This window comes from Peribacillus sp. Hz7, assembly GCF_042136355.1.
Classification (GTDB): Bacteria; Bacillota; Bacilli; order Bacillales; family DSM-1321; genus Peribacillus; species Peribacillus asahii_A.
The window spans coordinates 167,798-192,265 of the sequence record NZ_JBHHJV010000008.1 but is presented as its reverse complement, the minus strand read 5'-3'; the positions used below and the strand labels follow the sequence as shown (position 1 = coordinate 192,265).

The window sequence follows — 24,468 nt, the reverse complement described above, 5'->3', positions numbered from 1 at the left end:
TTAATTTGTACATATAAGGCTTAACCTTTCATCCTTTACCCTTTTTATCATTAGAATTAAACGTTAAATATATTAATCATTCCAATAAAAAGGAGAAAGCGATTATGAAGCTTTTAATGTGCTTACATTGCCATGATCCATTTAATCTTGATTTAGAAGAGAAAACATGTAAATGTGGCTCGACTAAGGAGAAATACGTCAATCAACTACATGCCATTTACTCTGGGGAACAAGCCGTTCTGCTTGGCTTTACTAATAGCTCACTTATAAAAGCCATACAAAATCAACCCAAAGATGGTTTTGGGGAGCTACTTACCGCCTTTGTCATCCCCGAAGAATGTTCAACCTTTGTAAATGTCGATACAGACACTTAGAGGAATTCTTTCCTTCCTGACTCTAAGAAGAAAAATCTTTTTATCTTTGATAGGCAAGATTCCCTTTTCTTTTTGGATCATTATAACAAAAGGAGAAAATAAAAAAGGAATCTAAGCATCAATGCCTAAACTCCTTTCTTATTCCCCGATTTATAGTGTCAACTTTTAGAATCGTAACGCCCAGGCACCTTATCTGATTTATTTGTCGACAGTCTATAAAAGAAAACAGAGAACCGAACTAACGGCTCTCTGTCTTCACTTGTCTTTCAATAAAATCTAGCAAACTTCGGGGAGTGACAGTCACTCTATCTTATTTAATCGTTATTGAATAGTTTCTAAAACTGCTTTTCCATCTTCATAGATTGCAATTTTAAGCACTTTATTATCCGTAGATACTGGAGCTGTTGCACTATCTTTTACTAAAGTAATTCGATAAGGTATTGTTTTATCTCCATTTGCTTTAATCTTATTCCAATCTTCAGTACTTAAAACTGTATTTGTGATTTCGATATTTCCATCTGTCACTACAATAGCATCAGTATTAAGTGTTGCATCATATTCGTTTTTCAGGAAAGTTGCTACTTCCGCTAGTGTACTTGGTACTTGTGGTCCATTTGTTCCTTCAGCTACTAAACCAGATGCAATGAACTTTGCACCAACAGCTGTTACACCCAAAGCTCCCATAGTAGTATCTCCATTGGCAGGAGCCTCTAAAAGATAATCTCCCACTACAACTTCTACTGTTGGACTCGCATTATAGCCCTCTTTAGCTACAAAACGTACTTCATAGATCCCTGATTTTAAACCTGTAATTTCTGTACCGGTTACAGGAATAAATTCTGTTTCACCTTTCAAACGGTATTCCATTTCTGTTGTAACACCTGCAATTTTACCGTCATTATCATCTTGTGTTGTTGTTGCTACTGACTCTAAATTTGCCGGTGCTGCTTGTTCGCTATTCCCACCTTCCCCCATCCATCTAAGAATGGGCTTATAATGGGCCTACACCGTACAAGCCACTTTCATGGCATACGGCGTGCCATCAATGATAGTTTTTTTATATAATCCAATGAATCCCCATTATCACGAAATATTACCCGCGAAAATATACCTATTTTTTAGCCGAAAATAGGAACCAATCATTTTGAAGTGATTGGTCCTATTGAATTTTAAGCTTAGTATAGGGAAATAAGCTTTTTGGAATATCTACCACTGACTGGGTTCCTTCGCTCCTGCTAGTTTTATCCTCCTCGCATGTTACCATACAAGTCCAAACGGCTAGCCATCCACACTACTATGAACCCGCAGCCATCTTACTAGCTTCACTGGTGCTACCTCACCTCTTCTAGTAAGACTTCAAACGTTCCATCGTGCTGCTCCCTTGTTTTGATGACCGTAGGCTTCCACTATTCAGGTATGGACGCGACCCGTTTAACAGTTCAAATTGTACAGATCACCAACTCGTTATTTCAAACGAGAGAATAGGATATGAACTCCTAGCCATTCGCATATCCTATCGTTCCACCCTGCCTACATGGATTCGTCTTCCTAGCCATAGCCACCTTTTAAAGAACCCCGCCTCAATACCTTGAGTACGACTTCACCTGACTTCACCCCTTCGAGCAGATAGGCTCTCACTGGATGCAGGAGGATTAGGCTCGTGGTCAAAAAAGAACTGTTCACCACACGTCAGAACTTCCCTGACGAATACAGCACGATAGTTAGAAAAAAGACCCCATGGAGAGAAACTAATGAAAGCCATATCCATGAAGTCTTAATTCCACTTCTTTCACTAGTAAACTAGTTTATAAAGTAACGTTTCGTTTAGTTTTATTAAGGAGCATCTACTACTGCAGCAGAGAATGTTAATTGAACAGTTGCTTTTTGTCCACCAACATTGATTGTTGTACTCACAACAGCATCTTTTTCAGCAGTTGTTACTTTAGCTACTGATGTACCATTTCCAGTGAATGTAGCTTTACCAGATACTTTTGTAAATGTGATTGAATCAATTCCTGTTTCACCCTCGGCTGGGTTATCTGCTAAAACTTTAACACCATATTGGTCAGTTACGATAATATCAAGTAAGTCTTCAAGAGTATCCGCATTTACAGCAGTAGATACAGATTCTTTAGTTACTAAATCATATTTCGTTGCAGCCGCAGTAGTGCCATCAAGAGCTAATTCAACTTTAGCAGCTTTTGGTGCTTCTTTAGAGAATGTTACTTCTTTAGTTAATTCTTCACCTGTTGCATTGATTGTAATTGTTACTTTTTTAGTAACAGTTGTTGCTTTGTCAGCAAAGTCAGCATCTGCAATATTAGCAGCAGTTATTTTATTTCCTGAAACAGTGAAACCACCTGTTACAGAATAATCCTCACCAGAATCTAATGTTACAACTTCACCTGATTTAGTAGTTGCTTTAACTACAAATGCTAGTTGATAATCGCTACCAATTGTATAACTATTAGTAGAATCAACATATACAGGTTTTACATCTTCAACTTTGTATGAAGCAAATGTTTCATCTGAAACTACAGTGAATGTTTTAGTGAAAGTACTAGCTTCAATAGCATTACTTGAACCATCCAATAATTTGAATTCTAATTTATCAGATGTTTTAGAACCAGCGTAATTAGATTTTGCTGTAATTGTTACTGATTTTTTATTTTCAGCAGGTGTTACAGTGAATGGAGTATCATCACTAGCTTTTACAGTGAATAATACATCATCAGTATCATCTGATTTAATTACTTGACCGTATTGATCTTCAATTACTAAGTCAGTATTAGCAATTGTAACTGATTTTCCTTGACGTAAAGCAGTTGCTTTATCAGCCGAAATACCAGTAACAACAGTTGCTACTGCTTCTGCTCTAGGTACAACTGTTTGAGTAGATACTTTACCAGTTGAAGTATTGACAACAACTGTTAATGGAGAATTAGCTACTACGTTTGCTGCAGCGACTTTAACGAATAATCCTTTACCATCTACTTCTACGATAGTACCGCCTGTCGGAGTTACTGCATCATTGATAGCATCTAATGCTTTTTTAGTTGTTACTTCTTTACCTTCACTATCAACTACTGAAAGTGGGAAGTAAGTATCTTTATTAGCAGTTACTAATTCAGTTGGAGCTGATAATGTTGCAGAAGCAATTTTAACTCCTTCTTTAACTGTTACAGTTCCTTGTGAACTTGTACCATTAGCTTTAGAAATAGCTAATACATTAGTTGTACCTGCTAAGTTAATTGAAGAAACTTGTAATGCTAAAACGTCTTTACCATTAATAGTAACTTCTTTAATTTCGTTTTCATCAGCAAATGTAGCTACTGCTGAATTAGTGTTAGTAATTAGTAATTCAGAATTTGCTTTTGAAGCACTTGTGATTTCTTTTCCGTATTGATCTTTTACAGTGATTGGTAAGTAGAATTTATCTGCAGATAAATCAGTATCTTGAGATAATGTTTTACCATCTTTATTGTAAAGAGCACCAACTTCAACTGTAGATGCTACAGTTGCTGATGATAACTTAACTGTTTTAGTAGTTGTAGTAGCAGTTGCACCATGTACTAAAGTAATTGTTACTGAATCTCCAACTTTAGCAGTGTTAGCAATACCTGTTAAAGTAAGCGTGCCATCAGTGTTTAATGTAGCACCTGTAGCAGCACCAGAAACAGTAATTGTTAAATTACTATTTAATTTAGTAACATCTTCACCATATTGGTTAGTCACTTTAACGCCAACTGTTGCAGTAGATGGAGTTGCACCCGCCGCTAGTACTGCGTTATCAGAAAGAATTTGAATACCAGCAACTTTTTCATCTTCTACAGATGCAGTACCAGTTAAAGCATCTTTATCAGCTTGTTTAACTGTTACAGTGTAATCACCTTTAGTTAATTTTGAAGTTAATTCGATTTGAGCAGATTTTTTGTCTTCTGCGATTGTAACGTTAGCAATGTTAGATTTAACAGAACCTTTAGCTACAGAGAAATCAGCAGCTGTAACTTCAACAGCTTTATCAAATTTAACTTCTAAAGTTTTAGCGTTAATCGCACTTACACTCTCAACTGCAGGAACTTGTGCAGCCTCATAAGCTTTGTTGTTTTTCTCAACAGCTTTTAAGATGTTTTTAGCTAATTTAGTATCCTTAGCTTTTAGCTCTTCAACTTCAGCTTTAACGCTTTCGATTTTTTCGCCAGCTAGTTTAAGATCCGTTGTGATTAATTTTTTGCTTTCGATTTCTTTATAAGCAGCATATACTTTTAACTCAGTGTCTACAGAAGCAGCTTCTGCTTTAGCTGGAGTTGTGTAAGTTTTTGTTAATAAACGGCGAGCATCTGAGCCGTATACTTTTGCAACTGCTTTTTCGAATGTAGCGATTTTTGCATCAAGTGCCTTTTTAGAAGATAATACTTTAGATTGTGTTCCCACTTCTACCGCATCTGCAAATGCTGTTCTTGAAGCTTTTAATGTTACGCTAACTGCTGCAACGTATTTTTTCGCGCGGTTTAAAGAAGTTTTGCTTTCTTCTAATTTTTTAGTGTAAGCAGCTTTTTGCGATTTGCTTCCACCTTTTTTAGCGATTTCTGCCTCAGCAGCTGCATAGTATTGCTCAGCTAACTTAACTTCTTTTCTGATTGCAGAACCACTTGGAAGTTTTTTGCTTTTCTTAGTAGTGTTGTAGTACAAGTTAAACGCTTTGTTTACTTGTGTTGTAGCTTTTGTGATAGCTTTGTCAACAGAGTTTGTTGCAGCTTCTGCTTGTGGTTGTGCCACTGCTACTGCTCCTGTTAAAGCGATTGCTGATGCCGTTGCGATTTTAATTGCTTTCTTTTTACTCATTTAGAAAGTAATCTCCCTTCAAATATATCTATAGTGTTGCGCTAGGTAGCATTGCTCAAAATAGAACATACTCCATCTAACGACTTTACAGAACTAACGTCTCAAGTACTAGCAAACTAACTTTATATGTATCTTTGCAAGTTATTTGTTCTACTAGTAGTGCCTTTAGCACATAAATATACAAGAATGATTTATCTACCAAATCATTCTTGTATAACTATAATAATACAAGTTTTTTGGAATTTCTAGCTTTTTATCAAAATTTTAGACCTATTTTATTAGTAATATATGATTATATTGTATATAAATATCGCATTTAATCATAAATTAACATAAAAATAATAGGAATTAGGTTGAGTTATTCACAAATTAATCTATAGAGAATAAATACTTTTAACCCATGTTGATAGACATATATATTTATTACTTTCATAGATAAACAGCTTTTTATTTTACCTTTTATTAACACTTTATTATATTAAAAAAGTTATATTAAGGATATATATGTGTACTTTGTCTTATCATCCAGTTTTAAAATATATAAAGATAATAAAAAAGCACCAGGTAAACTGGCACTTTTTTTATTTAGGGCATATACTTTTTCAAAACAGGCTCCATTCGATCAACAACAAAGTGGCTTCCACCTCGTCCTTTGACATCCTCAATCATCCAAGCCATGAGTAAAGATGAACTTTTTGTGTCCATGGCGACGAGCCAGCCATTTTCGGTTCCGGTTGAGTTTTTGGATGCTTTGATTTCAGCCGTACCCGTTTTACCTGCAATGTCGAGTTTAAGGTCATTAAGACTGTGAGCACTTCCTTTCGGATGTGTGACAACTTGCTTGAGCATACCTGTTAGCTGCTTCGCCTGCTTAGCGGTAATGACGTTTTTCTTCCAAATAGTTGGTTCCATTTTGTCTTTCTGGATAAGTGTCGGGGCAATCACGTTTCCTTCATTTAAAAAGGCCGTATAGGTTGCCGCTAAATGAATCGCACTCATTTGCACTTGTCCTTGGCCGTAGCCGCTGTCAGCCAGACGGCCTTCACTGCTTATATCTCCAATACTTGATGCTTTAATCGGATATTCAAGCGGCAGTGTATCTTCAAAACCAAAGTCTTTCAGCCCGCTCGTTAATTTATCCTTCCCAAGGTCTAGTGCCTGACGTGCAAAATAGATGTTATCAGAATAAATCAGCGCATTTTTCATATCAATCGGAATGCCCGGATTCGCTACGCGCGTAATCGAGTGATCTTTCCAATTCGATTTTTTCCATGTGAGTCCTTGAATACTGAGCGCTTTATTCGGATCAATGCCGTTTTTCAAAGCAACAGAGGCTGTTAACGCTTTAATCGTTGAGCCTGGTGCATAGGTTGAGCTAAAACGATTGAGCAATGGCTTGTCTTTGTTTTCTTCAAGCGCCTTTTGCTGAGCACTACTCATGCCAAGAACATATTGATTCGGATCAAACGATGGGCTCGAAACAAGAGCCAATGTTTCCCCTGTCTTTGGATTGATGGCTGCGGCTGTACCCGCTTCATTGTTATATTGCTTATAAATATCTTGTTGCAGCTCCGCATCAATCGTGAGCGCAATGAATTCTCCTTCTTTCCCTTTACGCTCTGCAATTACTTTTTCTGCACCATTATCGGCTTTAATATAAATTTTGGCGCCAGCTTCGCCTCGAAGTCGTTCTTCTAGCAGCTGTTCTAAGCCGCGCTTACCGATAACATCATTAGCTGTATAGCCTTTTCCTTTTAACTTTTCTAAATCCTCCGCTGATGCTTCACCAACATAGCCAATTAAATGAGCGGTAGCTGCACCATATGGATAAACGCGTTCTGTTACTTCCGTTACTGATACGCCAGGTATACTAATGAGCTTAGCAATCTTTGCGTCATTTTGCGGCAGTTTCTTAATCGGAACAAAATAGCTTGGCTGCACCCAAGATTGGTTCAGTTCTGCTTCAATTTCTTCTACTGACATGTTTAATAGCTTAGCGACTTGTGAGATAGCAGCGCTTTCTTCCCCCATCTTCTCTGGAACAATTCCAACTTGAGCCGCGGTTCCATTGACCGCAAGACCACGCTCATAGCGGTCGACGATTTCACCGCGAACAGCTGGGTATGTTTCAACGGATACTTTTTCGTTCTCTTCAAGCTCTGGGAAGATATAGTTTGGCCCCCACTCAATATACCAATTCTCTTTCTCATCTTTTCCTTCTTTCACAAGTGTCGCTTCATTTTTAAATTCCACTGGACCTGCGACCGTCTCCATCGAAACGGAATACGTTACTTCTACTTTTTCTTCATCTTTATGCTTCGGCAGCTCTTCTGGAAGCTTATATTCTACTTTAAGGTCTTCCATTTCAATGCCTTTGTAAATCTTCTCATAGCGTTCGCTAAACTGTTCTTCACTCATCTCTTTTTTTGCGTCCGCTGACAAATAGTCATACATACCCTCGAAGTTCTGTTTGTTCCATAATTTCGTATAATCGGCAAAACGATCTTCCGGTTTCGGCTCATCTGTACAACCTGTTAGCAGCAATAAACTCGTTAGTATCATACTGGTGATGAAAGGTCTCTTTTTCATAGCTTCCCCCTCTTAACATTACTCCCTATTATTTTAACAAAAATGGGGCAAAAGTTGTGTGATAGAGTGACTGATTTCGGCAAATTTCTACAAGTCGGCAGAATTATAAGCAAATTTGGCGGGATTCCTTGAAGTTTCCGCGTGAATCACCCTTCAGGAAGGAGAGAACGTCTGCACTACTTCAAATCCTTCCCTACATTAAGGTATAATAAAAGGATGATTGAAATTACAAAGTTTGAATAATAGGTATTTAGCCGATATTAAATAAGTAAGAGAGCGATGTGGAGAAACTCATGGAAAGCCAATTGTTACAGTATACAGCCGAGCAAGTGAAGAAACTGTTGAATCCCGATTCTGCGCATGATGCAGCTGTCGTTGGAGAAGGGCTTACGTTATACACACAAAATGTTGTTGAAACCTCTTCTCAGGGAGATGAGTGGATTCAAGCTGAAGTCTATGACATAGAGCGTCATCAAGTAAAATTGGAGCTCCTCTTTCCACAAAACGGACGCTGTACGTGCGGAGCGGACTTCATCTGTCGGCATCAGCTCGCGGTTTTCTTTTCCCACTATAGTGAAATAGCGAGCGTCACAGAATGGATTGAAGAGTGGAAGCAGAGCAAGAAGCCCAGTCCCTTACCGATCCAAAAGGCTAGTGAAGTATTCGCAAAGAAAGCGCAAGAGGCTAGCGGACTTGCGAAAGACTATTTTGCTTATAAAGAGTTTGTTGCACACACCTTTCATGAGAAGATTGAAAGCGAACTTCATGCACCTGCCTACCTGCTAGACGGTCATATTCAACAATATTTACAGGAATTAAAAGCGAAGGCGCCAATTGAAAGCGAATGGAAAATGCTGTATCACTTTACGACGCTCTTTTGTACATTTTTACATACACTGCCATTATTGAATTCCTATAGTAAAAATACGCAAGTCGTTCGCACCTTCTATACGTTTGCTACGGATTTAACAGAGGAATTATATGAGATGGTGCAACCGCTTAGTCGCCAAGCTCGTCCGTTTGCTTTTGATCCATTTATTGAAGGTTTAAAAGCAGATGTCGTGACGCTGCTTGACAATCATCCATTGCTGACCTATGAACGGATTGATTTATATCGCGAAATTTGGGCCTTTCTTTTTTCCAATAGCACATGGCGAAAGGAAGAGCTCGAGCGTGTTACACAAGAGTTAAATCAGCTAGAACGAGATACAGAGGAACGGAATACGTATACGATTGCCGCTATTCATTTGTCGGTGCTGGAGAACGATGATGACCAGGCAACAGCGTGGCTGCAGGAATTAAACGCCGCTGCCTGTCCTTACCTATTCTACTGGCTTCAATCTCTTCAACAGATGCGCCCGCTCCCATTTATTGAATTCGCGATTACACATGTCCGAACGTTTTTAGCAAATCTCGAGGATTATTATGAGCGCGTTGATTTCGTGCGGACGTTTACGCGGCCAATTAGCCAATGGTGTTATAAGTCAAAGCGGCTCGACCTGCTAGAGAAATTTTACCGGGTCACATTGCCGCATAGTTATTGGAATTATGCGAACTTTTTATTCGAGCAAAAGCAGTATAAGAAGTGGGTCGAGATGCATATTTATTCTGACATTAGCATTGATTTAATTAGTACTGAGCTCATTAAAGAAGTGACATCTGAAGAACCAGCCTTAATTTTGCCGCTGTATTATCATGCTGTTCAAGAGAAAGTGTCATTGAAAAATCGCTCAGCATATAAGCAAGCGGTCCGCTACTTAAAGAAAATGCGCACGATTTATAAAAAGTTGAAGCAGGAAGAGACATTTGAACGCTATATGAACTATGTCACTAGCTCCACAAAACGGCTGCGTGCTTTTCAAGAAGAATTAAAAAGGGGTAAGCTAATCGATGGTTAATCTAGGAAAGTTAAAAATTAAAGTGGCACCGCTTGACCACGACTTGTATCGTCTAGCTGTCATCAATGAGGAGGAGCGATTTCTCGATACAATCCATATCCGCAGATTGTTGTTCACTTGGGATGATGCTAGCTTCTATGGGACACAGGTTACGACCGATATGTGGGAAGGCAAGCCTGTCTATACGCTGGATGCATGGGGACTGTTGAATTTCTTCGCCCGAGAAAGCTTTAATTCTTTCATTGATTGGGAATGGTCAGAAGCTTCTTCTCTTTGTTTATCTGCAGCACCTGTATTGCACGAAGCAATTGAAGCAGGCCTGCCTATTCCTGATTTCGCAAGTCTGCAAGCAAGTGAATTAGCTTGGAAGCTCCCTGATGAGGTGGAAGAAGAATTTGTTCCTTCCTTTTGGGAAGAGACGATTTCCCCTGACTTGCAAACACTGACAGCCGAGACAAATCGCTCGTTTATCGAGAAGTGGTATAACGGAGCTGCGAATCTATACTTGGAGAAATACTCTCCTATTTCTCATAAATGGAGCGAGGCGATGACAGCCTTACAAACCACTCAGCTATCTCCAGAGGAACTGCAAACATTCTTTGACCAAGAAAGCTGGGCAGAATGGCTCGGTCTAGCAACGGATGAGAAGCCCTTTACGATTGGGCTTCGTTTAAGCGAGCCTCTAGGCGGAGAAGGAACGTGGACGCTTGACGTTATCCTTCGTTCGAAAAAAGACGCCGACATTACGGAAGTATATACAAAAAAACGGCTGCCGCGCGGCTGGAGTAAATATCGTGAAGCCATTGATAAAGTGATTGCCCGCTGGTCCAAGATTGTCCCTTGGCTGACTGAAAATGGGCAGTTTAAACAAGAGCTATCTGAACTCGAGGCGTGGGAATTCCTCACTGATGCGAGTGAAAAATTACTGTTTCTCGGAGCGGAAATTTTGCTCCCTTCATGGTGGTTGACACTAAAAGAATCTTCTCTCAAAGTGAAGGCCAAAGTAAAAAGCCAACAAAATCGTGGGCCGTCCTATGTTGGTTTGAAAGCGCTGATGGACTTTGATTGGCGTTTTTCCCTCAATGGAGAGGATTTAACAGAATCCGAGTTTGAAGCCCTTGTAAATGAAAAAAGGCGACTTATTTACATTCGGGGACAATGGGTAAAGCTCGACCCTGCTTTTATTAAGCAAATCCAAGAGCTGATGGAAACGGCGAATGAAAAAGGGCTTCAACTGTCCGACCTCTTGCAGCAGGAATTATTGCAAGAGGATGCGGAAGAAAACGACGACGAACAAGATGACTTGCTGCGAATTCAATTCGAACTGAACCAAGAGCTTCGCAAAATGATAAGCCATTTACGTGAAACGAAGAATATTCCCTTGCTGCCTGTGCCGAAGACATTACACGGGGATTTACGCCCCTATCAGAAGCTTGGGATGAGCTGGCTGTTATTCCTTCGTGAGCATGGATTTGGCGCTTGTTTAGCTGATGATATGGGACTCGGAAAAACGGTGCAAATGATTACTTACTTGTTGCATGTAAAAGAGACTTCTCAAACAGCAGAAATAGCAGAGACAGAAGCAAAGCCTGCAAAGACTTCACTTATTGTTTGCCCTACTTCTGTACTTGGCAACTGGCAGCGTGAGCTTGAAAAGTTTGCCCCAAGCCTGCATGTTCATCTTCATTACGGGGCGAACCGTACAAAGGGAGAAGACTTTGCGGCGAAAATCGCAGATTATGATGTTGTGTTAACGTCTTACGGATTAACGCATCAAGACGAGGAAGAGCTTGCAAGCGTTCATTGGAGCAGCATTATTCTAGATGAAGCACAAAATATAAAAAATGCGCAAACGAAGCAATCGCGAGCTGTTCGTAAGCTGCAAGGACAGCATCACGTCGCATTAACGGGAACACCGATGGAAAACCGTTTAAGCGAACTGTGGGCGATTTTTGATTTTATTAACAAAGGCTATCTTGGCTCTCTTGGACAGTTCCAAGAAAAATATGTCGCCACCATTGAACGTGAAGAGCAAAAAGACAAAATTAAAGAGTTGCAGCGTCTCATTCAACCGTTCCTATTACGACGCACAAAACGTGACCACGATGTGGCCTTGAACTTACCGGATAAGCAAGAGCAAAAGGAATTCGTACCGCTTACGACCGAGCAAGCTTCCCTTTACGAGCAGCTTATTCAAGATACGTTTTCTAACCTTGAACAGCTCTCCGCTTTTGAGCGCAAAGGGATGATTTTACAAATGCTCAACAAGCTTAAGCAGCTATGTAATCATCCAGCTCTGTATCTTAAGGAAGAGGATGATAGTCTTCAAACGAGTCAGCGTTCAGGTAAGCTCGAGAAGTTAACAGAGCTCGTCGATGCAGTGCGTGAACAGGATGAAAGCTGCCTAATCTTCACGCAATATATTGGCATGGGGAATATGATGAAGGAATTACTAGAAAAACGCTATGGGATTGATGTACCGTTTTTAAACGGCAGCGCCAACAAGAAGCAACGCGATGAGATGATTACGAAATTCCAAGAAGGTGAGTTCCCGATTTTTATTCTGTCTTTAAAAGCAGGTGGAACAGGACTTAACTTAACAGCCGCCAACCACGTGATTCATTACGATCGCTGGTGGAACCCCGCTGTAGAGAACCAAGCGACCGACCGCGCCTACCGTATCGGTCAAAAACGTTTTGTCCATGTCCATAAGCTCATCTGTACCGGCACATTAGAAGAGAAAATCGATGAAATGCTCGATAAGAAACAAGCCTTAAACGATGAAATTATTAGCGGCGATAATTGGATTACTGAGCTTTCAACAGAGGAAATTAAAGAACTAGTGGCACTGCATTGAAAGAATACGGAATAACAGACCGAAAGTAGCAGGCATCCACCTGCTACTTTCGGTCTGTTATGGGCTAATGCCCAACGTGACCTGTACTTTGTCAAGGCCCCGCAAAGAAAATCTGCGGAACGACCGATTGCCCTTAGCTTTCATTTCTTCAAAGCTCTGATGACCGACATTTTCCTTGCTGGGTTCCCCGATTTTGTCCTTCAAGCCCCTTATGACGGACTTTTTCCTTGATGATTCCCCTCATTTTGTCCTTCAAGCCCCTTATGACGGACATTTTCCTTGATGATTCCCCTCATTTTGTCCTTCAAGCCCCTTATGACGGACTTTTCCCTGGACGATTTCTCCCATTTTGTCCTTCAGCACCCTTATGATGGACTTTTTCCTGGATGACTTCCCTCATTTTGTCCTTCAACTAAACGAAGAGGCTGCCCCGAAAGCCATTTTTCATGACTTTTGGGACAGCCCCGTGAAAAATCTAAAGACATCTTCCAATAAACTCTAACCTTTAAGTCTGTTCATGATATTATTAAGCTCAGTATCGTGCTTACCTGTCTTTGAACTTAGATAGTCAATATCTACTTTCATACCTTTCATCTCATCAGAAACAACTCCAAAGACTTTACGATGTTCATCTAACTTATCGTTCGTATATTTGAAATTGCTACTTAGCTCGGAGGAAAGATTTTCAACCTTTGTTTCAATTCTCCCTTGGCCCTCTGTTAAATTCGTTACATCTTCTTTTAAGCCTACTACATCCTTCTTTAAATCTGTTACGTCTTCTGTTAAATCTACTACACCCTTTTTTAAACCCGTTACGTCTTCTGTTAAACCGACTACATCCTTTTTTAAACCTGTTACATCTTCCTTTAAACCGACTACATCCTTTTTTAAACCTGTTACGTCTTCCTTTAAACCGACTACACCCTTCTTTAAATCCGTTACACCTTCTTTTAAATCTTTAATCTCACTTAGAATTTGTTTTAAGATTGCCTCCATTTCAATTCACTCCACGCTCTTTTATTAGAGTATAACACATAGACTTTTTTCTTTTCTGTTGATCCTTCACCATAATGCTGTTTGGAAAACAACATCCCATAGCAGAGCCAACGATAAAAAAAATGACTGCAGAAGCAGCCATTCAAAAATGAGGGGAATCAATTATTATTGATTCAGTAGAAGGAACGTTCGGGGTGGATCTTACGTGGTGAATCACCATGCCGTGATTCAAAATTCGGAGGGGACTAAGATGTATGTTGCTCAGCGCTGAATTCTACTTTCTAGTTTTGGAGTTCTGTTAACCTTTGTTCCAAAGCTTCGCAACGTGCTTCGACGAGCTGTAGCTTTCGCTCAAAATTGGCTAGCGCTGCTTCGTTTGTGACTGTTTTCACTTGCGTATTCGCAATGAATCGAATCAAGTTTTCAATCAGCTTCTCTGTTCGTTCGACGTCTTGAAATGAGTGAAATGAATGATTTCCTTTCAAATATATCTCACCTCCTACACACTACAAGCCAATAGACTCATATGCTTGCTTTGGAACGTCTAACTTCCTCGGTCCAACAAACTGAACCATTTCAGCCACTACTTCTGTTACATATACCTGCTTACCCTCTTGATTCTCATAACGACGTGTCTGGATTCTTCCAGTAATCCCAATCATTGAGCAGCGCCGACAATATTGGACCGTATTTTCAGCCGTTTTCCTCCATAGCGTGCATTGCACAAAATCAGCATCATATTCACCAGCTTGATTTCGAAAAGGGCGATTCACCGCAATCGTTACATTCGAAACAGCTTTTCCATCTGCTGTGTACCGCAACTCAGGATCTTTCGTCAAGCGTCCAACCAGGGTTACTTGGTTAATCAACATCTCAGCTCCTTTCTTGTTAAGATGCTTTTATCATACTGAAGCTTGCTCAAATTACCAAATCGACAAAATTCCATTTTTTCCACCCATTTTCGTGCTAAAATGGCATTTTCTCGTTTAAAACTGCTATTTTCAGGCTATATTTATAGTGAAAGTGGAGGAAATATGCCATTTTGTTGCTTTTCTTAAAAATTTTTCCTTTGTTCATATTTTAGACAAACGTGTCGCATTCTTTCTATTTCTTCGTTATTTTTGAGTGTGTTATAATAAATTGGGATATTTACATTTTTTTACGAAATTAAGAAGTAGGAGGAAGCATATGAAGTCATTTAAACTTATTTCATTACAAATTGTGAATGAAAAACTGCAGCTTATTGATATTCATCTAGTCGATGGGCTCATTATTAATAAAGAAGACCGTGCAAATACATGGCTTCTTGAAGCAATCGTCCCCCCTGAACATTATGATGAATTAAAACATTCCCTACCACGTGAACATGAAAATGCGCTTATCCAAGCAGTGATTACGAAAAAAGAAAACGACCCGGCCATGTTTAAAACGGTTTTAAAAACGCATAAACTTACCGATGGTCACGTTAGTCTTCTTTTCGTTGGCCACCTTCAAAATACACGCAGCAAATATGCAGAACTACTTCTTGAAGATTTAGTCCACAAAGGCTTCACCGGTGATTTACTCATCAAAGAATTCAAAGAAAAGATCCGCTCTAAACCCAAGCTTGCCACTCATAAATAACTCCATTTCTCTGTTATCCCACACCTAGAATAAGTGGGACATTGGCTCTAAAAAATAGTTGGATTCAACCACTAACCAAAAAGAAAAAGACTGTTTCCCGTAAGAAACAGTCTTTTCTTAGCCATTGTTATTTGTTGTCATTGTCGTCTTGATCTGTTAATGTGTCATCATTATCATTTGGATCTAAGGCGTCTTCTACGTCATCCGCGCCTTGTTTAACATCTTCTTGTACATCATTTACATCGTCATTTACATCATCATTTACGTTGTTATCATTTACATCATCATTTACATTCGGTTCATTCACATCGTTGTTATCTTCATCCATGATGTTGTTATCATTTTCTGGTGCTGGATCATTATCGTCATTTGTCCCGCAACCAACTAAAAACATCGCTGATAGGAATGAGCCACCAAGTAGTGCTAGTAGTCGCTTTTTCATTATGTGTAACCTCCCTTCTTTCCTCGACAGTAAATATGTTGCCCGAATTCGACATTTACTTGCGTGTTTTTCAAAAAAAAGAGAGGAGATGTTTATCTCATCTCCTCTCTCTTCTTATTCCTTATCACTAAAAGCAAACATAATCTCGGTTTCACAGGCTACCTCACCATCAACCGTTGCTACTGCTTTTCCTTTACCAACAGATCCTCTTAAACGTAAAATTTCCACTTCTAGGCGAAGTTGGTCCCCTGGCTTCACTTGGCGTTTGAAGCGGCAGTTATCAATGCCCGCAAAAAAAGCTAAGCGTCCTTTATGTTCCTCTTGCTTTAACACCGCAACAGCACCCACTTGAGCCAATGCTTCGACAATTAACACCCCAGGCATTACCGGGTAATCTGGAAAATGACCATTAAAAAACTCTTCATTCGCTGTTACGTTTTTCAATCCAACCGCTCGTTTTCCCTCTTCGATTTCAATGATTCGATCCACTAATAAAAAAGGATAACGATGTGGAATAATTTCTTTAATTTGCGTAATATCTAACATAGATTATACCTCCTTGATTTAAAAACAACCGCATCATGCACCTTCATTGACGATGTCAACAATATGAGTCCACGTTGAGATTTTAAATACATCTACTGCATTTCCGCTTCCAATGACACTATAACCAATTAATGCCCCTATGATAACCATAAGGACGATTAAAGCAGCAACAATCAACAACCGAAGCCAAATTGGTAACAGTCGAATTTTAATTTTCTCATTTTGTCTTACTTCCTGTTTTGGTTCTTCTTCCCACTGTTGTTTTGTTAAACTTCTTTGCTCCATTTTATATCATGTAAGCTCCTTTTTAGAGATTCGCTTTAACTTTATCACGTTTTCATAAACAGTACGAGTCCCAACCTTTGGCAAGACTATGTCCATTTATGAAATGTTTAACGAATCGAATTTACTAAGCCTAACATTTGATCTGCCATCGTGATGGAACGCGATTGGAATTGATACATTCTTTGAGCTGTAATTAAATCTGTCATTTCCTTTGAAAGATCGACATTAGATGATTCAAGTACACCTTGTTTCACCGAAATATCTGTGCGTAAAGCACCTGTTAGTTCAGTCAATACATCATCAGCCGTTACACCTAGGCCATCATAGTTATCCGGAAGGCCATATAAATTATCGCCTAGCTTTTCAAGGAATTGCGGCTTTTGAACCGATACAACACCTAGATTGAAGGTTTGTTCCCCTCCATCTGTTGTGATTGCTTTTACTGTGCCTTCATCAGAAATCTGGATTTCTTTAATGTCACCTTCAATGACAATATCGTTACCGTTTTCATCAAGCACGGTATGCCCGTCTGCTGTTACAAGCATGTTTTCATTTCCATTAGGCGATAGATAAAACGCACCGTCTCTTGATAAACGAACGACATTCCCTTCTTCTACACCAATCATAAAGTATAAGTTTTCCTTTGTAAAAGCTACATCTAAATTCCGATTTGTCGCCTTTAGGGAACCTTGAGCCTGGACATTTTGAATTTGACCAATCTTTGCTCCGTTTCCTTGACGAATCCCAAGCGGTGTTAAACGGCCCACTTCAGCTGCTTGATTTGGTTGATTATTCAATTGCTGAACAAGTAAATCTGTAAAGCTTGCTTCGCCTCGCTTAAAACCAGTTGTTTCAACATTGGCCATATTATTGCTAATAACATCGATTTGTTTTTGCAATTGGCCTAGCGTATTGCTTGCTGCTATCATCGTTCGATTCATCGCTATCCTCCTTCATTTACGCTGATTTCTTGAAATTAGCCAATTTTACCTACTTCATTCACCGTTTTATTTAAGCTTTGATCATAAGCCTGCAGCACTTTTTGATTGGCTTCAAAAGAACGATATACAGACAACATTTCCGTCATTGTCTGCGCTGCATCTACATTGGAGTTTTCAATATACCCTTGCTTGATTGTAAAAAATACGTCGTCCTCATCGTACGCATTCGTAAGTTCTGCATCGGCACTAAAAAGACCATCGCCTTCTTTTACAAGCTGCCCAGCAGGGTCATTGGAATAAGCAATGCCAATTTGAGCGACTTGTGCAGCATCTTGTAAAATAACGCCATTATCCGATACTGTAAACTGATCATTATCTAGTTGAATCCGCTCATCATTCTCATCTAACACATAATAGCCGCCGGACGTTGTTAAATACCCTTGACCGTCCAAGGTAAAGTTCCCATTGCGTGTGTACCGTACATCACCATTCCCATTTTGAACAGTAAAAAACAACGCACCCGCTACACCCGTCTCTTCATCAATGGGCATTTCGCCATGCACTAAGGCAAGATCTGTTTTCAAATCTGTTTGTTTAATATCACCTTGTTTAAATAGAGGATTCGTTTCTTGTATATATACGCCTGTATTCAAGCTGCCGACCTGTGCAAAAGAAGGCATTTTCTTTTCATTCCCATTTGGGATTGTTTCATCTGCGATTCGATTCAGCAGCATTTCTGGAAAAGAGCGTACGCTCGATTGATCAGCTTTATAGCCCGGGGTATTCGCATTCGCCATATTGTTTGTTAACATTTCTGTCCGTCTTTGCTGAGTTAGCATCCCTGAAGCTGCTGTATAAAATCCTCTTAGCATCCTTATCGCTCCTTCTCATATGTACCGTTCCATTTTTGACTGTATATGTACATTATCGGCTGTTTCTATCTATATTTGAAGTGAAAAATGCAGGAGAATATTGGCATGAAGTATCAAGGAACTCTCTTAAAGGCTATACAAAAAAGGATCTATTGCTCAACGGGCTCCTGTTTCATCCCCTACTTATCTGAACGTTAGATCCTTCTTTCACATCATTTAATTAAATTTACGTTTTGGCAACTTGTCCATATTATCAAGCATGACACCTGTTCCGACTGCCACACAATCCATTGGATTTTCCGCTACTAATACCGGTACTTTTAACTCTTCTGCAAGAAGTAAGTCAATACCGTGCAACAATGCACCGCCGCCTGTTAAAATAACACCACGATCGATAATATCCGCTGAAAGTTCTGGCGGTGTTCTTTCAAGCACACTTTTCGCCGCTTGAACAATGATCGATACTTGTTCGCGAAGAGCTTCTTCAATTTCCTCTGAATTCACCGTAATCGTTCTCGGTAGACCCGAAACCATATCACGCCCGCGAATTTCAATTTCTTCTTTACGTGAACCAGGGAAAACAGTCGCTACTTGAATTTTAATATTTTCTGCTGTGCGCTCCCCAATAAGCAGCTTATATTGACGTTTAACATAGTGTAAAATCTCATTGTCAAATTTATCCCCAGCCATTTTAATCGAAGAAGATGTAACAATATCCCCCATAGAAAGAACCGCGATGTCTGTCGTTCCACCACCGATATCAACGACCATGTTTCCGCTCGGTTGGAAAATATCCATTCCTGCTCCAATTGCAGCTACCTTTGGTTCCTCTTCTAAATACACCTTTTTACCGCCGCTTTTTTCTGCTGCTTCTTTAATCGCTTTTTGTTCAACGCTTGTAATATTTGTTGGACAACAGATTAAAATTCTTGGCTTGGAAAGGAAACCTTTCACATTCAATTTATTAATAAAATGTTTAAGCATCGCTTCTGTAACATCAAAATCTGCAATTACTCCATCTTTTAACGGACGAATAGCCATAATATTTCCAGGTGTACGTCCGACCATTTTTCTTGCTTCTTCACCGACAGCCAACACACGATTTGTATTTTTATCAATGGCCACAACAGACGGCTCATTTAAAACGATTCCTTTGCCTTTAACATGTATTAGAACATTTGCTGTTCCAAGATCAATCCCAATATCTCTAGCAAACATTTGTTTATATCCTCCTTGATTATCCTCACATGAAACCGAAACTATCCTAATTTTATATTTTATCATATTGTCTTATGACAAGTAAGAGTCAAAACAGAAATCCTGTCGAATTATGTCTCTTACAGTAAGAAATACATAGGCGACTCTTATCTTTTCACGACAAACTAAACATCAAAACGTACCGATTGTTTTCATGTCTAGTTAAAAATCACGACCTTTATAAGGTACCATATTCCTACCTAAAATACCTAAAAAAAACCACCTACAACATTTGTAAGTGGCTTCGGTTATTACTTCACAATTTCTTCCTCTCTCTCAGAGCGCTTATATTTGAGCTTGGTTGCTTCGCCTCCTCTAAGGTGACGAATGGATTTATGATAATCCAATATATCCTTCACTTCATTAGCCAATTCAGGATTGATTTCTGGAAGTCTTTCGGTTAAATCTTTGTGAACGGTACTTTTGGATACACCAAACTCTTTTGCAATGACACGCACTGTTTTCCTTGTTTCCACGATATACTTTCCTATCTTGATAGTTCTTTCTTTGATGTAATCGTGCACACCACTCGACCTCCCCAAGTTGGATGTGAGAAGTGTGAAATGAGATTCGTTTGTCGAATCTAATGGTGCTAACATTTTCCTTCAATTATAATAGACGAGTCCTCACCTCAAACACTCTCTTTGTACGGTTTCTAACAGTGTATTAGCTTGGGTAAGGATATATACCATAGGACAAGTGTTTTTTTCAAAAAATTGGCGATATTGGGCTTTTTAAATAAATAGCTGTTTATCTTCTATCGAAATTTTTAATTTATCGTCGAGTTTTTCATTTTGTCTATAGCAAAAGAAACCCGCCTGTGGACGGGTTTCCTGCACCAAATTGTTCAGTTGTCGCATCATAACATGGGTTGACGAATGCTTTTATTGTACTGGTTGTTCGTCTGCTTCGTTTGAATTGCTGTTCTCTTCTTGACTTGGCTCTTCTTTTGTATCTTCTTTTGGTTCTGCCTCTACTTCTTCATCATCTGAAGATACGGATTCTGTTTGAATAGAAGAAGCTTGCTTGCCTTCATAATCACTTGGATTTACTGCAACTTTATCTTTGCGGATTTCAAAGTGAACATGTGTACCTGCGTCTTCATTGATTTGACTTTTTCCTGCAGTAGCAATTGCTTGTCCTTGCTTCACTTGATCTCCAACCGCAACTTGAATGTCTGTAACAGCTTGATAACGTGTTACAACACCATCTTCATGCTCTACTTCAATGACATTTCCTAATAAAGCATCTTCTTGCACTTTTGTTACGACGCCACTTAAAGCAGCTACTACATCAAAGGCTTTTCCATCTTTTTGTGCGATATCAATTCCTTTGTTTGGCTCATAGCGGTTATCATAAGAAACCAATGCTTCTTCCTGTGCTTTTTCATCAGCATTCACATCATAGAATGGCTTCTTTACGACAGTACTCGCAACATCTTTCACTGGCATTTGAATCGATTCAAGACTGCTGTTTACTTCAACTGCAGGCTCATCGTAATTTTCACCTGATTGTGCTGAATCCTCTACCTTATCAGGACTAGCTGAGTTGTTGAAGCTATTTTGAACGATAAATACCAAGGCTAGGATAAGAGCTGCACTTGAAATGTAGATTGCTGGTAACGCCCAACGTTTTTTCAGAATACGTCGGAATTTGGAAGTAGATTTCTTTTCTTCCTCTCTCATAATTATCACCTCAGCAATCATTCTGAACAGATTGCTAAAATAATATACATATCCTGAAAAATATTTTTAGATTTATTTTGTGACAAAGGTATTCCTTTTATGCAAAGAAATTTGAAATGGTAAAATTATGACGACATTTGCTGAGATAATCTCGCTTGTTCATTCCACTCTGCTGTATTTCCTGTTAAAATGACTAATAGTATAGATAACAAAGGATGTTTTGTAGATGCAGAAAGCTTTTCGCGTTACGTTGACGCTATTACCGCTCCTTTATATGATTGCCATTTGGGTCATGTCGAGCATGCCGGATGATACGTTTATTGAGTTGCCTTCATCGGCAACAGATCGCTTCGTAAAAGAAGCACTTCACTTAGTGGCCTTTGCCATTTTGTATATGCTGTTTGTGGCCGCTTTTGCTGCCAACCACAAGCTAACAGCTAGTTTGAGCCTCCTGGCTGCGATTGCCGCTAGCCTGTATGGAATTGTTGATGAAATCCATCAATCATTTGTGCCAGCGCGTTCTGCTACACTGATTGATGTCGTTAAAGATATCATCGGAGTGCTTGCTGCTTATTTCCACGTTCAATATCACTATTTCAAGCGTAAGCGAGGCTTCTTAACAATTATTGAAAAATTAACCGACAAAAAATAAGAGCTGGAATCCCAGCTCTTATTTTTTTACTGTTAGCGTATTCACCCACTTGTTTGATGACTGAATCGTAATACCTTTATAATAATACTTTACGATGTCTTTATAGCTTTTTCCCTCCTGAGCCATGCCGTTCGCTCCATATTGGCTCATTCCTACTCCGTGGCCATACCCTTTTGTCGTAATGATAATTTGATTACCTTGACGTTCCCAGCTAAAATCAGAGGACATTAAATGTAGTTTTTCCCGAATTTGCTTCCCTGTTAATTCTTTTCCGTTAATTCTTACAACTCCTACTCTTTTCCCTGCTGTCCGTTCAACAACCGTTCCAACTTCTGTCCCACTCGGAACATTCACACCTAATTTTTGTTCAAAATCTGCCACTGTCATCGCGACTTTGTTATAAAATTTCGGAGACTCTGTATCCCAAGGGCTTGAAACACTTTTTAAATAAGGATAAGCAGCTTTCCAATATTCTTCAGAGTTTTCCGTATATCCGTTACTCGTGGAAAAAAAAGTAGCTGTAATAGGATCACCATCATATGTTAAAATCTGCCCCGCTGTCTCCTGCACAGCTCCCTTTATCTTTTGAAGGTTCTGTTTATACTGAGAGCCCCATAACTCTTTTAGCTCTTGATCGCTTTTATATACCTGGTGGTTTTCACCGTCACTTACATCTGCATTAGCTGGTAACCCTGTTCGGTCTCCTTGAATAAGCTGGTTGACAATATACGTTCTAGCTGTTAATGCTTGAGCTTTCAACGCTTCTTTTTCAAAGTGAACGGGCATTTCAGCTGCAACGACACCAATTAAATACGATTCAAGCGGTAGTTTTTGAACTTGCTTAGACGTTGTTCGAAGCACAGCTACTTCGACAGCCGGCTCTTTCATCTTCTCCTTACTTTGTTCATTCGTTGCCTTTTGTTCAATATTTTCCGTTAATTTCCCAAACGTTGTATCATTGGAAAACGGAAGCACAAGCATAGCTGGAAGGAGGATGATCACGACGATTACAACGACTACTAGCATGAACATCGGTTTAAGTGCTTTCAAAGTTCCTTGGCCTCCCTACACATTTTCTACTCTCCTCATAAATGTATGGAAGTGGACAAGCAAGTAGAACTAAAATAATCAATTGGCATGATTTTTCACGAATTTGGCGGGATTATCTCGAAAATTGGCGGGATTTTTTGCAAATTTAGCGGGATTATCAGAGGATTTGGCGGGATTCCTTATCGAAAAACAGAAAAAAGACTGCGATTCATCGCAGTCTCTCTATCTATTACGCATTAATATCCAAAGCAACCGTTTCCGTTGGCGTTACCTCTGTCACACGTTCGATTTCAGCTCCGAGTGCAGCTAACTTGCCATGGAAATTCACATAGCCTCGATCTAAATGCTTCAATTCTGTTACACGTGTAATGCCATCTGCAACAAGACCTGTTAAAATTAACGCTGCAGCCGCTCGTAAATCAGTTGCTGCTACTTCAGCACCTTGTAAATCAGATGGACCATTTGTAATAACAGAACGCCCTTCAATCTTGATGTTTGCATTCATTCTACGGAATTCTTCTACATGCATAAAACGGTTTTCGAACACTGTTTCTGTAATCATCCCTGTTCCTTCTGCACGAAGAAGCAAGGCCATCATTTGTGATTGCATATCTGTTGGAAAACCTGGATGCGGCATCGTTTTAATATCGACAGCTTTTAACTTTTCTGGCCCAATTACACGTAAGCCGTCCTCTTCTTCCGTAATCTCAACACCCATTTCTACCATCTTTGCAATCAAAGAAGTTAGATGTTCAGGAACGGCTCCTTTAACAAGTACGTTTCCACCTGTAATCGCAGCCGCTGTCATAAATGTACCTGCCTCAATACGATCAGGAATAATCGTATGCTCGGCACCATATAATTTCTTGACACCTTCAATTTTTATCGTTGCCGTTCCAGCTCCTTTGACCTTAGCTCCCATTTTATTCAAAAGGTTCGCTAAATCAACAATTTCCGGTTCCTTTGCAACGTTTTCTAAAATTGTTGTACCTTCAGCCAATGTAGCAGCCATCATAATATTTTCTGTAGCACCTACACTTGGAAAGTCAAGGTAAACTCTTGCACCTTTTAATCCGCCTTCTACTTCCGCATCAATGAAGCCGTTCCCGACCTTCACCTTTGCTCCCATTGCTTCAAAGCCTTTTAAATGCTGATCAATTGGACGTGAACCAATCGCACAGCCGCCAGGCAATGCTACACGAGCCCGGCCAGTTCTTGCAAGTAGTGAACCCATTACTAATACAGACGCGCGCATTTTACGTACATATTCAAATGGCGCTTCTTCTAAAAGCTCCTTTGATGCATCTACAGTTACTTGATTATTGTGAAAGGCAACCTCTGCATTCAAGTTGCGCAAAACTTCGTTAATTGTATATACATCGGAGAGCGTTGGAACATCATGAATGATACTTTTTCCATCGCTTGCTAATAAGGTTGCAGCGAGCACCGGCAAAACAGCGTTCTTAGCCCCTTCTACTTTAACTGTTCCGCTAAGCCGTTTTCCGCCGCGGACAATGATTTTTTCCAAAAGTATTCCCCTCCGCGTCCATTTTCTC

Annotated in this window: 21 protein-coding genes; 5 read left to right on the top strand and 16 right to left on the bottom strand. The window is 39.6% G+C overall.

Going from position 1 to position 24,468, the window contains the following annotated elements:
- The first annotated feature begins 104 nt into the window (after positions 1–104).
- Positions 105–374 (top strand): hypothetical protein, encoded by a 270-nt coding sequence (locus ACE199_RS13360; RefSeq protein WP_375350191.1) that lies wholly within the window; start codon positions 105–107, stop codon positions 372–374.
- 321 nt (positions 375–695) lie between these two features.
- On the opposite strand, the gene ACE199_RS13355 is transcribed toward ACE199_RS13360, so the two are convergent.
- The 3 genes from ACE199_RS13355 to ACE199_RS13345 form a co-directional block, all read right to left on the bottom strand.
- A complete protein-coding gene (locus tag ACE199_RS13355) occupies positions 696–1,349 on the bottom strand; it encodes a hypothetical protein (protein WP_375350190.1) in 654 nt (217 codons plus the stop codon).
- A gap of 858 nt (positions 1,350–2,207) precedes the next feature.
- Positions 2,208–5,219, bottom strand: coding sequence for a hypothetical protein (locus ACE199_RS13350; RefSeq protein ID WP_375350189.1), 3,012 nt, complete (start codon positions 5,217–5,219; stop codon positions 2,208–2,210).
- 585 nt (positions 5,220–5,804) lie between these two features.
- A complete protein-coding gene (locus ACE199_RS13345) occupies positions 5,805–7,808 on the bottom strand; it encodes a penicillin-binding transpeptidase domain-containing protein (protein ID WP_375350188.1) in 2,004 nt (667 codons plus the stop codon).
- Positions 7,809–8,101: 293 nt separating this feature from the next.
- Here ACE199_RS13345 and ACE199_RS13340 point away from each other — a divergent pair, with 293 nt between their 5' ends.
- Positions 8,102–9,706: a hypothetical protein gene (locus ACE199_RS13340; protein ID WP_375350187.1), complete on the top strand. Its 1,605-nt coding sequence runs from the start codon at positions 8,102–8,104 to the stop codon at positions 9,704–9,706.
- The gene (locus ACE199_RS13335; protein WP_375350186.1) at positions 9,699–12,563 is read left to right on the top strand and encodes a DEAD/DEAH box helicase; all 2,865 of its coding nucleotides are present in this window, start codon (positions 9,699–9,701) and stop codon (positions 12,561–12,563) included. Before ACE199_RS13340 ends, ACE199_RS13335 begins: the two co-directional genes overlap by 8 nt.
- A gap of 498 nt (positions 12,564–13,061) precedes the next feature.
- Here ACE199_RS13335 and ACE199_RS13330 read toward each other — a convergent pair whose 3' ends face one another.
- From ACE199_RS13330 to ssb, 3 genes are all read right to left on the bottom strand, one after another.
- Positions 13,062–13,559, bottom strand: coding sequence for a hypothetical protein (locus tag ACE199_RS13330; RefSeq protein WP_375350185.1), 498 nt, complete (start codon positions 13,557–13,559; stop codon positions 13,062–13,064).
- Between the two features lie 281 nt (positions 13,560–13,840).
- Positions 13,841–14,044 (bottom strand): hypothetical protein, encoded by a 204-nt coding sequence (locus tag ACE199_RS13325; protein ID WP_127762181.1) that lies wholly within the window; start codon positions 14,042–14,044, stop codon positions 13,841–13,843.
- Positions 14,045–14,065: 21 nt separating this feature from the next.
- Positions 14,066–14,428: a single-stranded DNA-binding protein gene (ssb, locus tag ACE199_RS13320; RefSeq protein WP_375350207.1), complete on the bottom strand. Its 363-nt coding sequence runs from the start codon at positions 14,426–14,428 to the stop codon at positions 14,066–14,068.
- 319 nt (positions 14,429–14,747) lie between these two features.
- On the opposite strand from ssb, the gene ACE199_RS13315 reads away from it, so the two are divergent.
- A complete protein-coding gene (locus ACE199_RS13315) occupies positions 14,748–15,182 on the top strand; it encodes a YwpF family protein (protein ID WP_375350184.1) in 435 nt (144 codons plus the stop codon).
- 127 nt (positions 15,183–15,309) lie between these two features.
- Here ACE199_RS13315 and ACE199_RS13310 read toward each other — a convergent pair whose 3' ends face one another.
- The 8 genes from ACE199_RS13310 to spoIIQ all read right to left on the bottom strand — a co-directional run bounded on the left by ACE199_RS13310 (position 15,310) and on the right by spoIIQ (position 21,210).
- Positions 15,310–15,624, bottom strand: a complete 315-nt coding sequence (locus ACE199_RS13310; RefSeq protein WP_375350183.1) for a putative periplasmic lipoprotein — start codon at positions 15,622–15,624, stop codon at positions 15,310–15,312.
- A 114-nt stretch (positions 15,625–15,738) separates the two neighbouring features.
- On the bottom strand, positions 15,739–16,170 hold the full coding sequence (gene fabZ, locus ACE199_RS13305; protein WP_119115758.1) for a 3-hydroxyacyl-ACP dehydratase FabZ: 432 nt from the start codon (positions 16,168–16,170) through the stop codon (positions 15,739–15,741).
- A 33-nt stretch (positions 16,171–16,203) separates the two neighbouring features.
- Entirely contained in the window at positions 16,204–16,455 is a 252-nt protein-coding gene (locus tag ACE199_RS13300) for a DNA-directed RNA polymerase subunit beta (RefSeq protein ID WP_127762184.1), read from the bottom strand.
- Positions 16,456–16,562: 107 nt separating this feature from the next.
- The gene (locus tag ACE199_RS13295; RefSeq protein ID WP_375350182.1) at positions 16,563–17,396 is read right to left on the bottom strand and encodes a flagellar hook-basal body protein; all 834 of its coding nucleotides are present in this window, start codon (positions 17,394–17,396) and stop codon (positions 16,563–16,565) included.
- A gap of 35 nt (positions 17,397–17,431) precedes the next feature.
- Positions 17,432–18,268, bottom strand: a complete 837-nt coding sequence (locus ACE199_RS13290) for a flagellar hook-basal body protein (protein WP_375350181.1) — start codon at positions 18,266–18,268, stop codon at positions 17,432–17,434.
- Positions 18,269–18,484: 216 nt separating this feature from the next.
- Positions 18,485–19,486: a rod shape-determining protein gene (gene mreB / locus ACE199_RS13285; protein ID WP_375350180.1), complete on the bottom strand. Its 1,002-nt coding sequence runs from the start codon at positions 19,484–19,486 to the stop codon at positions 18,485–18,487.
- A gap of 290 nt (positions 19,487–19,776) precedes the next feature.
- On the bottom strand, positions 19,777–20,049 hold the full coding sequence (spoIIID, locus tag ACE199_RS13280; RefSeq protein ID WP_119115763.1) for a sporulation transcriptional regulator SpoIIID: 273 nt from the start codon (positions 20,047–20,049) through the stop codon (positions 19,777–19,779).
- A gap of 360 nt (positions 20,050–20,409) precedes the next feature.
- Positions 20,410–21,210, bottom strand: coding sequence for a stage II sporulation protein SpoIIQ (spoIIQ, locus tag ACE199_RS13275; protein ID WP_252292043.1), 801 nt, complete (start codon positions 21,208–21,210; stop codon positions 20,410–20,412).
- Positions 21,211–21,436: 226 nt separating this feature from the next.
- Between spoIIQ and ACE199_RS13270 the strand changes: the two genes are divergently transcribed.
- A complete protein-coding gene (locus ACE199_RS13270; protein WP_252292045.1) occupies positions 21,437–21,862 on the top strand; it encodes a VanZ family protein in 426 nt (141 codons plus the stop codon).
- An 18-nt stretch (positions 21,863–21,880) separates the two neighbouring features.
- Here the strand turns inward: ACE199_RS13270 and spoIID are convergent, their stop codons facing one another.
- Positions 21,881–22,912 carry a stage II sporulation protein D gene (spoIID, locus tag ACE199_RS13265; protein WP_375350179.1) on the bottom strand — a complete coding sequence of 344 codons (1,032 nt, stop codon included), beginning with the start codon at positions 22,910–22,912 and terminating at the stop codon, positions 21,881–21,883.
- 229 nt (positions 22,913–23,141) lie between these two features.
- Complete coding sequence (gene murA / locus ACE199_RS13260) at positions 23,142–24,440, bottom strand: UDP-N-acetylglucosamine 1-carboxyvinyltransferase (RefSeq protein WP_375350178.1); 1,299 nt, start codon at positions 24,438–24,440, stop codon at positions 23,142–23,144.
- Positions 24,441–24,468: the final 28 nt, after the last annotated feature.

What these genes read in the sequence shown, in the direction of transcription:
- ACE199_RS13360 (WP_375350191.1), top strand. Translation starts at nt 105, where the DNA reads ATGAAGCTTTTAATGTGCTTACATTGCCATGATCCATTTAATCTTGAT.
- ACE199_RS13355 (WP_375350190.1), bottom strand. Translation starts at nt 1,349, where the DNA reads ATGGGGGAAGGTGGGAATAGCGAACAAGCAGCACCGGCAAATTTAGAG.
- ACE199_RS13350 (WP_375350189.1), bottom strand. Translation starts at nt 5,219, where the DNA reads ATGAGTAAAAAGAAAGCAATTAAAATCGCAACGGCATCAGCAATCGCT.
- ACE199_RS13345 (WP_375350188.1), bottom strand. Translation starts at nt 7,808, where the DNA reads ATGAAAAAGAGACCTTTCATCACCAGTATGATACTAACGAGTTTATTG.
- ACE199_RS13340 (WP_375350187.1), top strand. Translation starts at nt 8,102, where the DNA reads ATGGAAAGCCAATTGTTACAGTATACAGCCGAGCAAGTGAAGAAACTG.
- ACE199_RS13335 (WP_375350186.1), top strand. Translation starts at nt 9,699, where the DNA reads ATGGTTAATCTAGGAAAGTTAAAAATTAAAGTGGCACCGCTTGACCAC.
- ACE199_RS13330 (WP_375350185.1), bottom strand. Translation starts at nt 13,559, where the DNA reads ATGGAGGCAATCTTAAAACAAATTCTAAGTGAGATTAAAGATTTAAAA.
- ACE199_RS13315 (WP_375350184.1), top strand. Translation starts at nt 14,748, where the DNA reads ATGAAGTCATTTAAACTTATTTCATTACAAATTGTGAATGAAAAACTG.
- ACE199_RS13310 (WP_375350183.1), bottom strand. Translation starts at nt 15,624, where the DNA reads ATGAAAAAGCGACTACTAGCACTACTTGGTGGCTCATTCCTATCAGCG.
- fabZ (WP_119115758.1), bottom strand. Translation starts at nt 16,170, where the DNA reads ATGTTAGATATTACGCAAATTAAAGAAATTATTCCACATCGTTATCCT.
- ACE199_RS13300 (WP_127762184.1), bottom strand. Translation starts at nt 16,455, where the DNA reads ATGGAGCAAAGAAGTTTAACAAAACAACAGTGGGAAGAAGAACCAAAA.
- ACE199_RS13295 (WP_375350182.1), bottom strand. Translation starts at nt 17,396, where the DNA reads ATGAATCGAACGATGATAGCAGCAAGCAATACGCTAGGCCAATTGCAA.
- ACE199_RS13290 (WP_375350181.1), bottom strand. Translation starts at nt 18,268, where the DNA reads ATGCTAAGAGGATTTTATACAGCAGCTTCAGGGATGCTAACTCAGCAA.
- mreB (WP_375350180.1), bottom strand. Translation starts at nt 19,486, where the DNA reads ATGTTTGCTAGAGATATTGGGATTGATCTTGGAACAGCAAATGTTCTA.
- spoIIQ (WP_252292043.1), bottom strand. Translation starts at nt 21,210, where the DNA reads ATGAGAGAGGAAGAAAAGAAATCTACTTCCAAATTCCGACGTATTCTG.
- ACE199_RS13270 (WP_252292045.1), top strand. Translation starts at nt 21,437, where the DNA reads ATGCAGAAAGCTTTTCGCGTTACGTTGACGCTATTACCGCTCCTTTAT.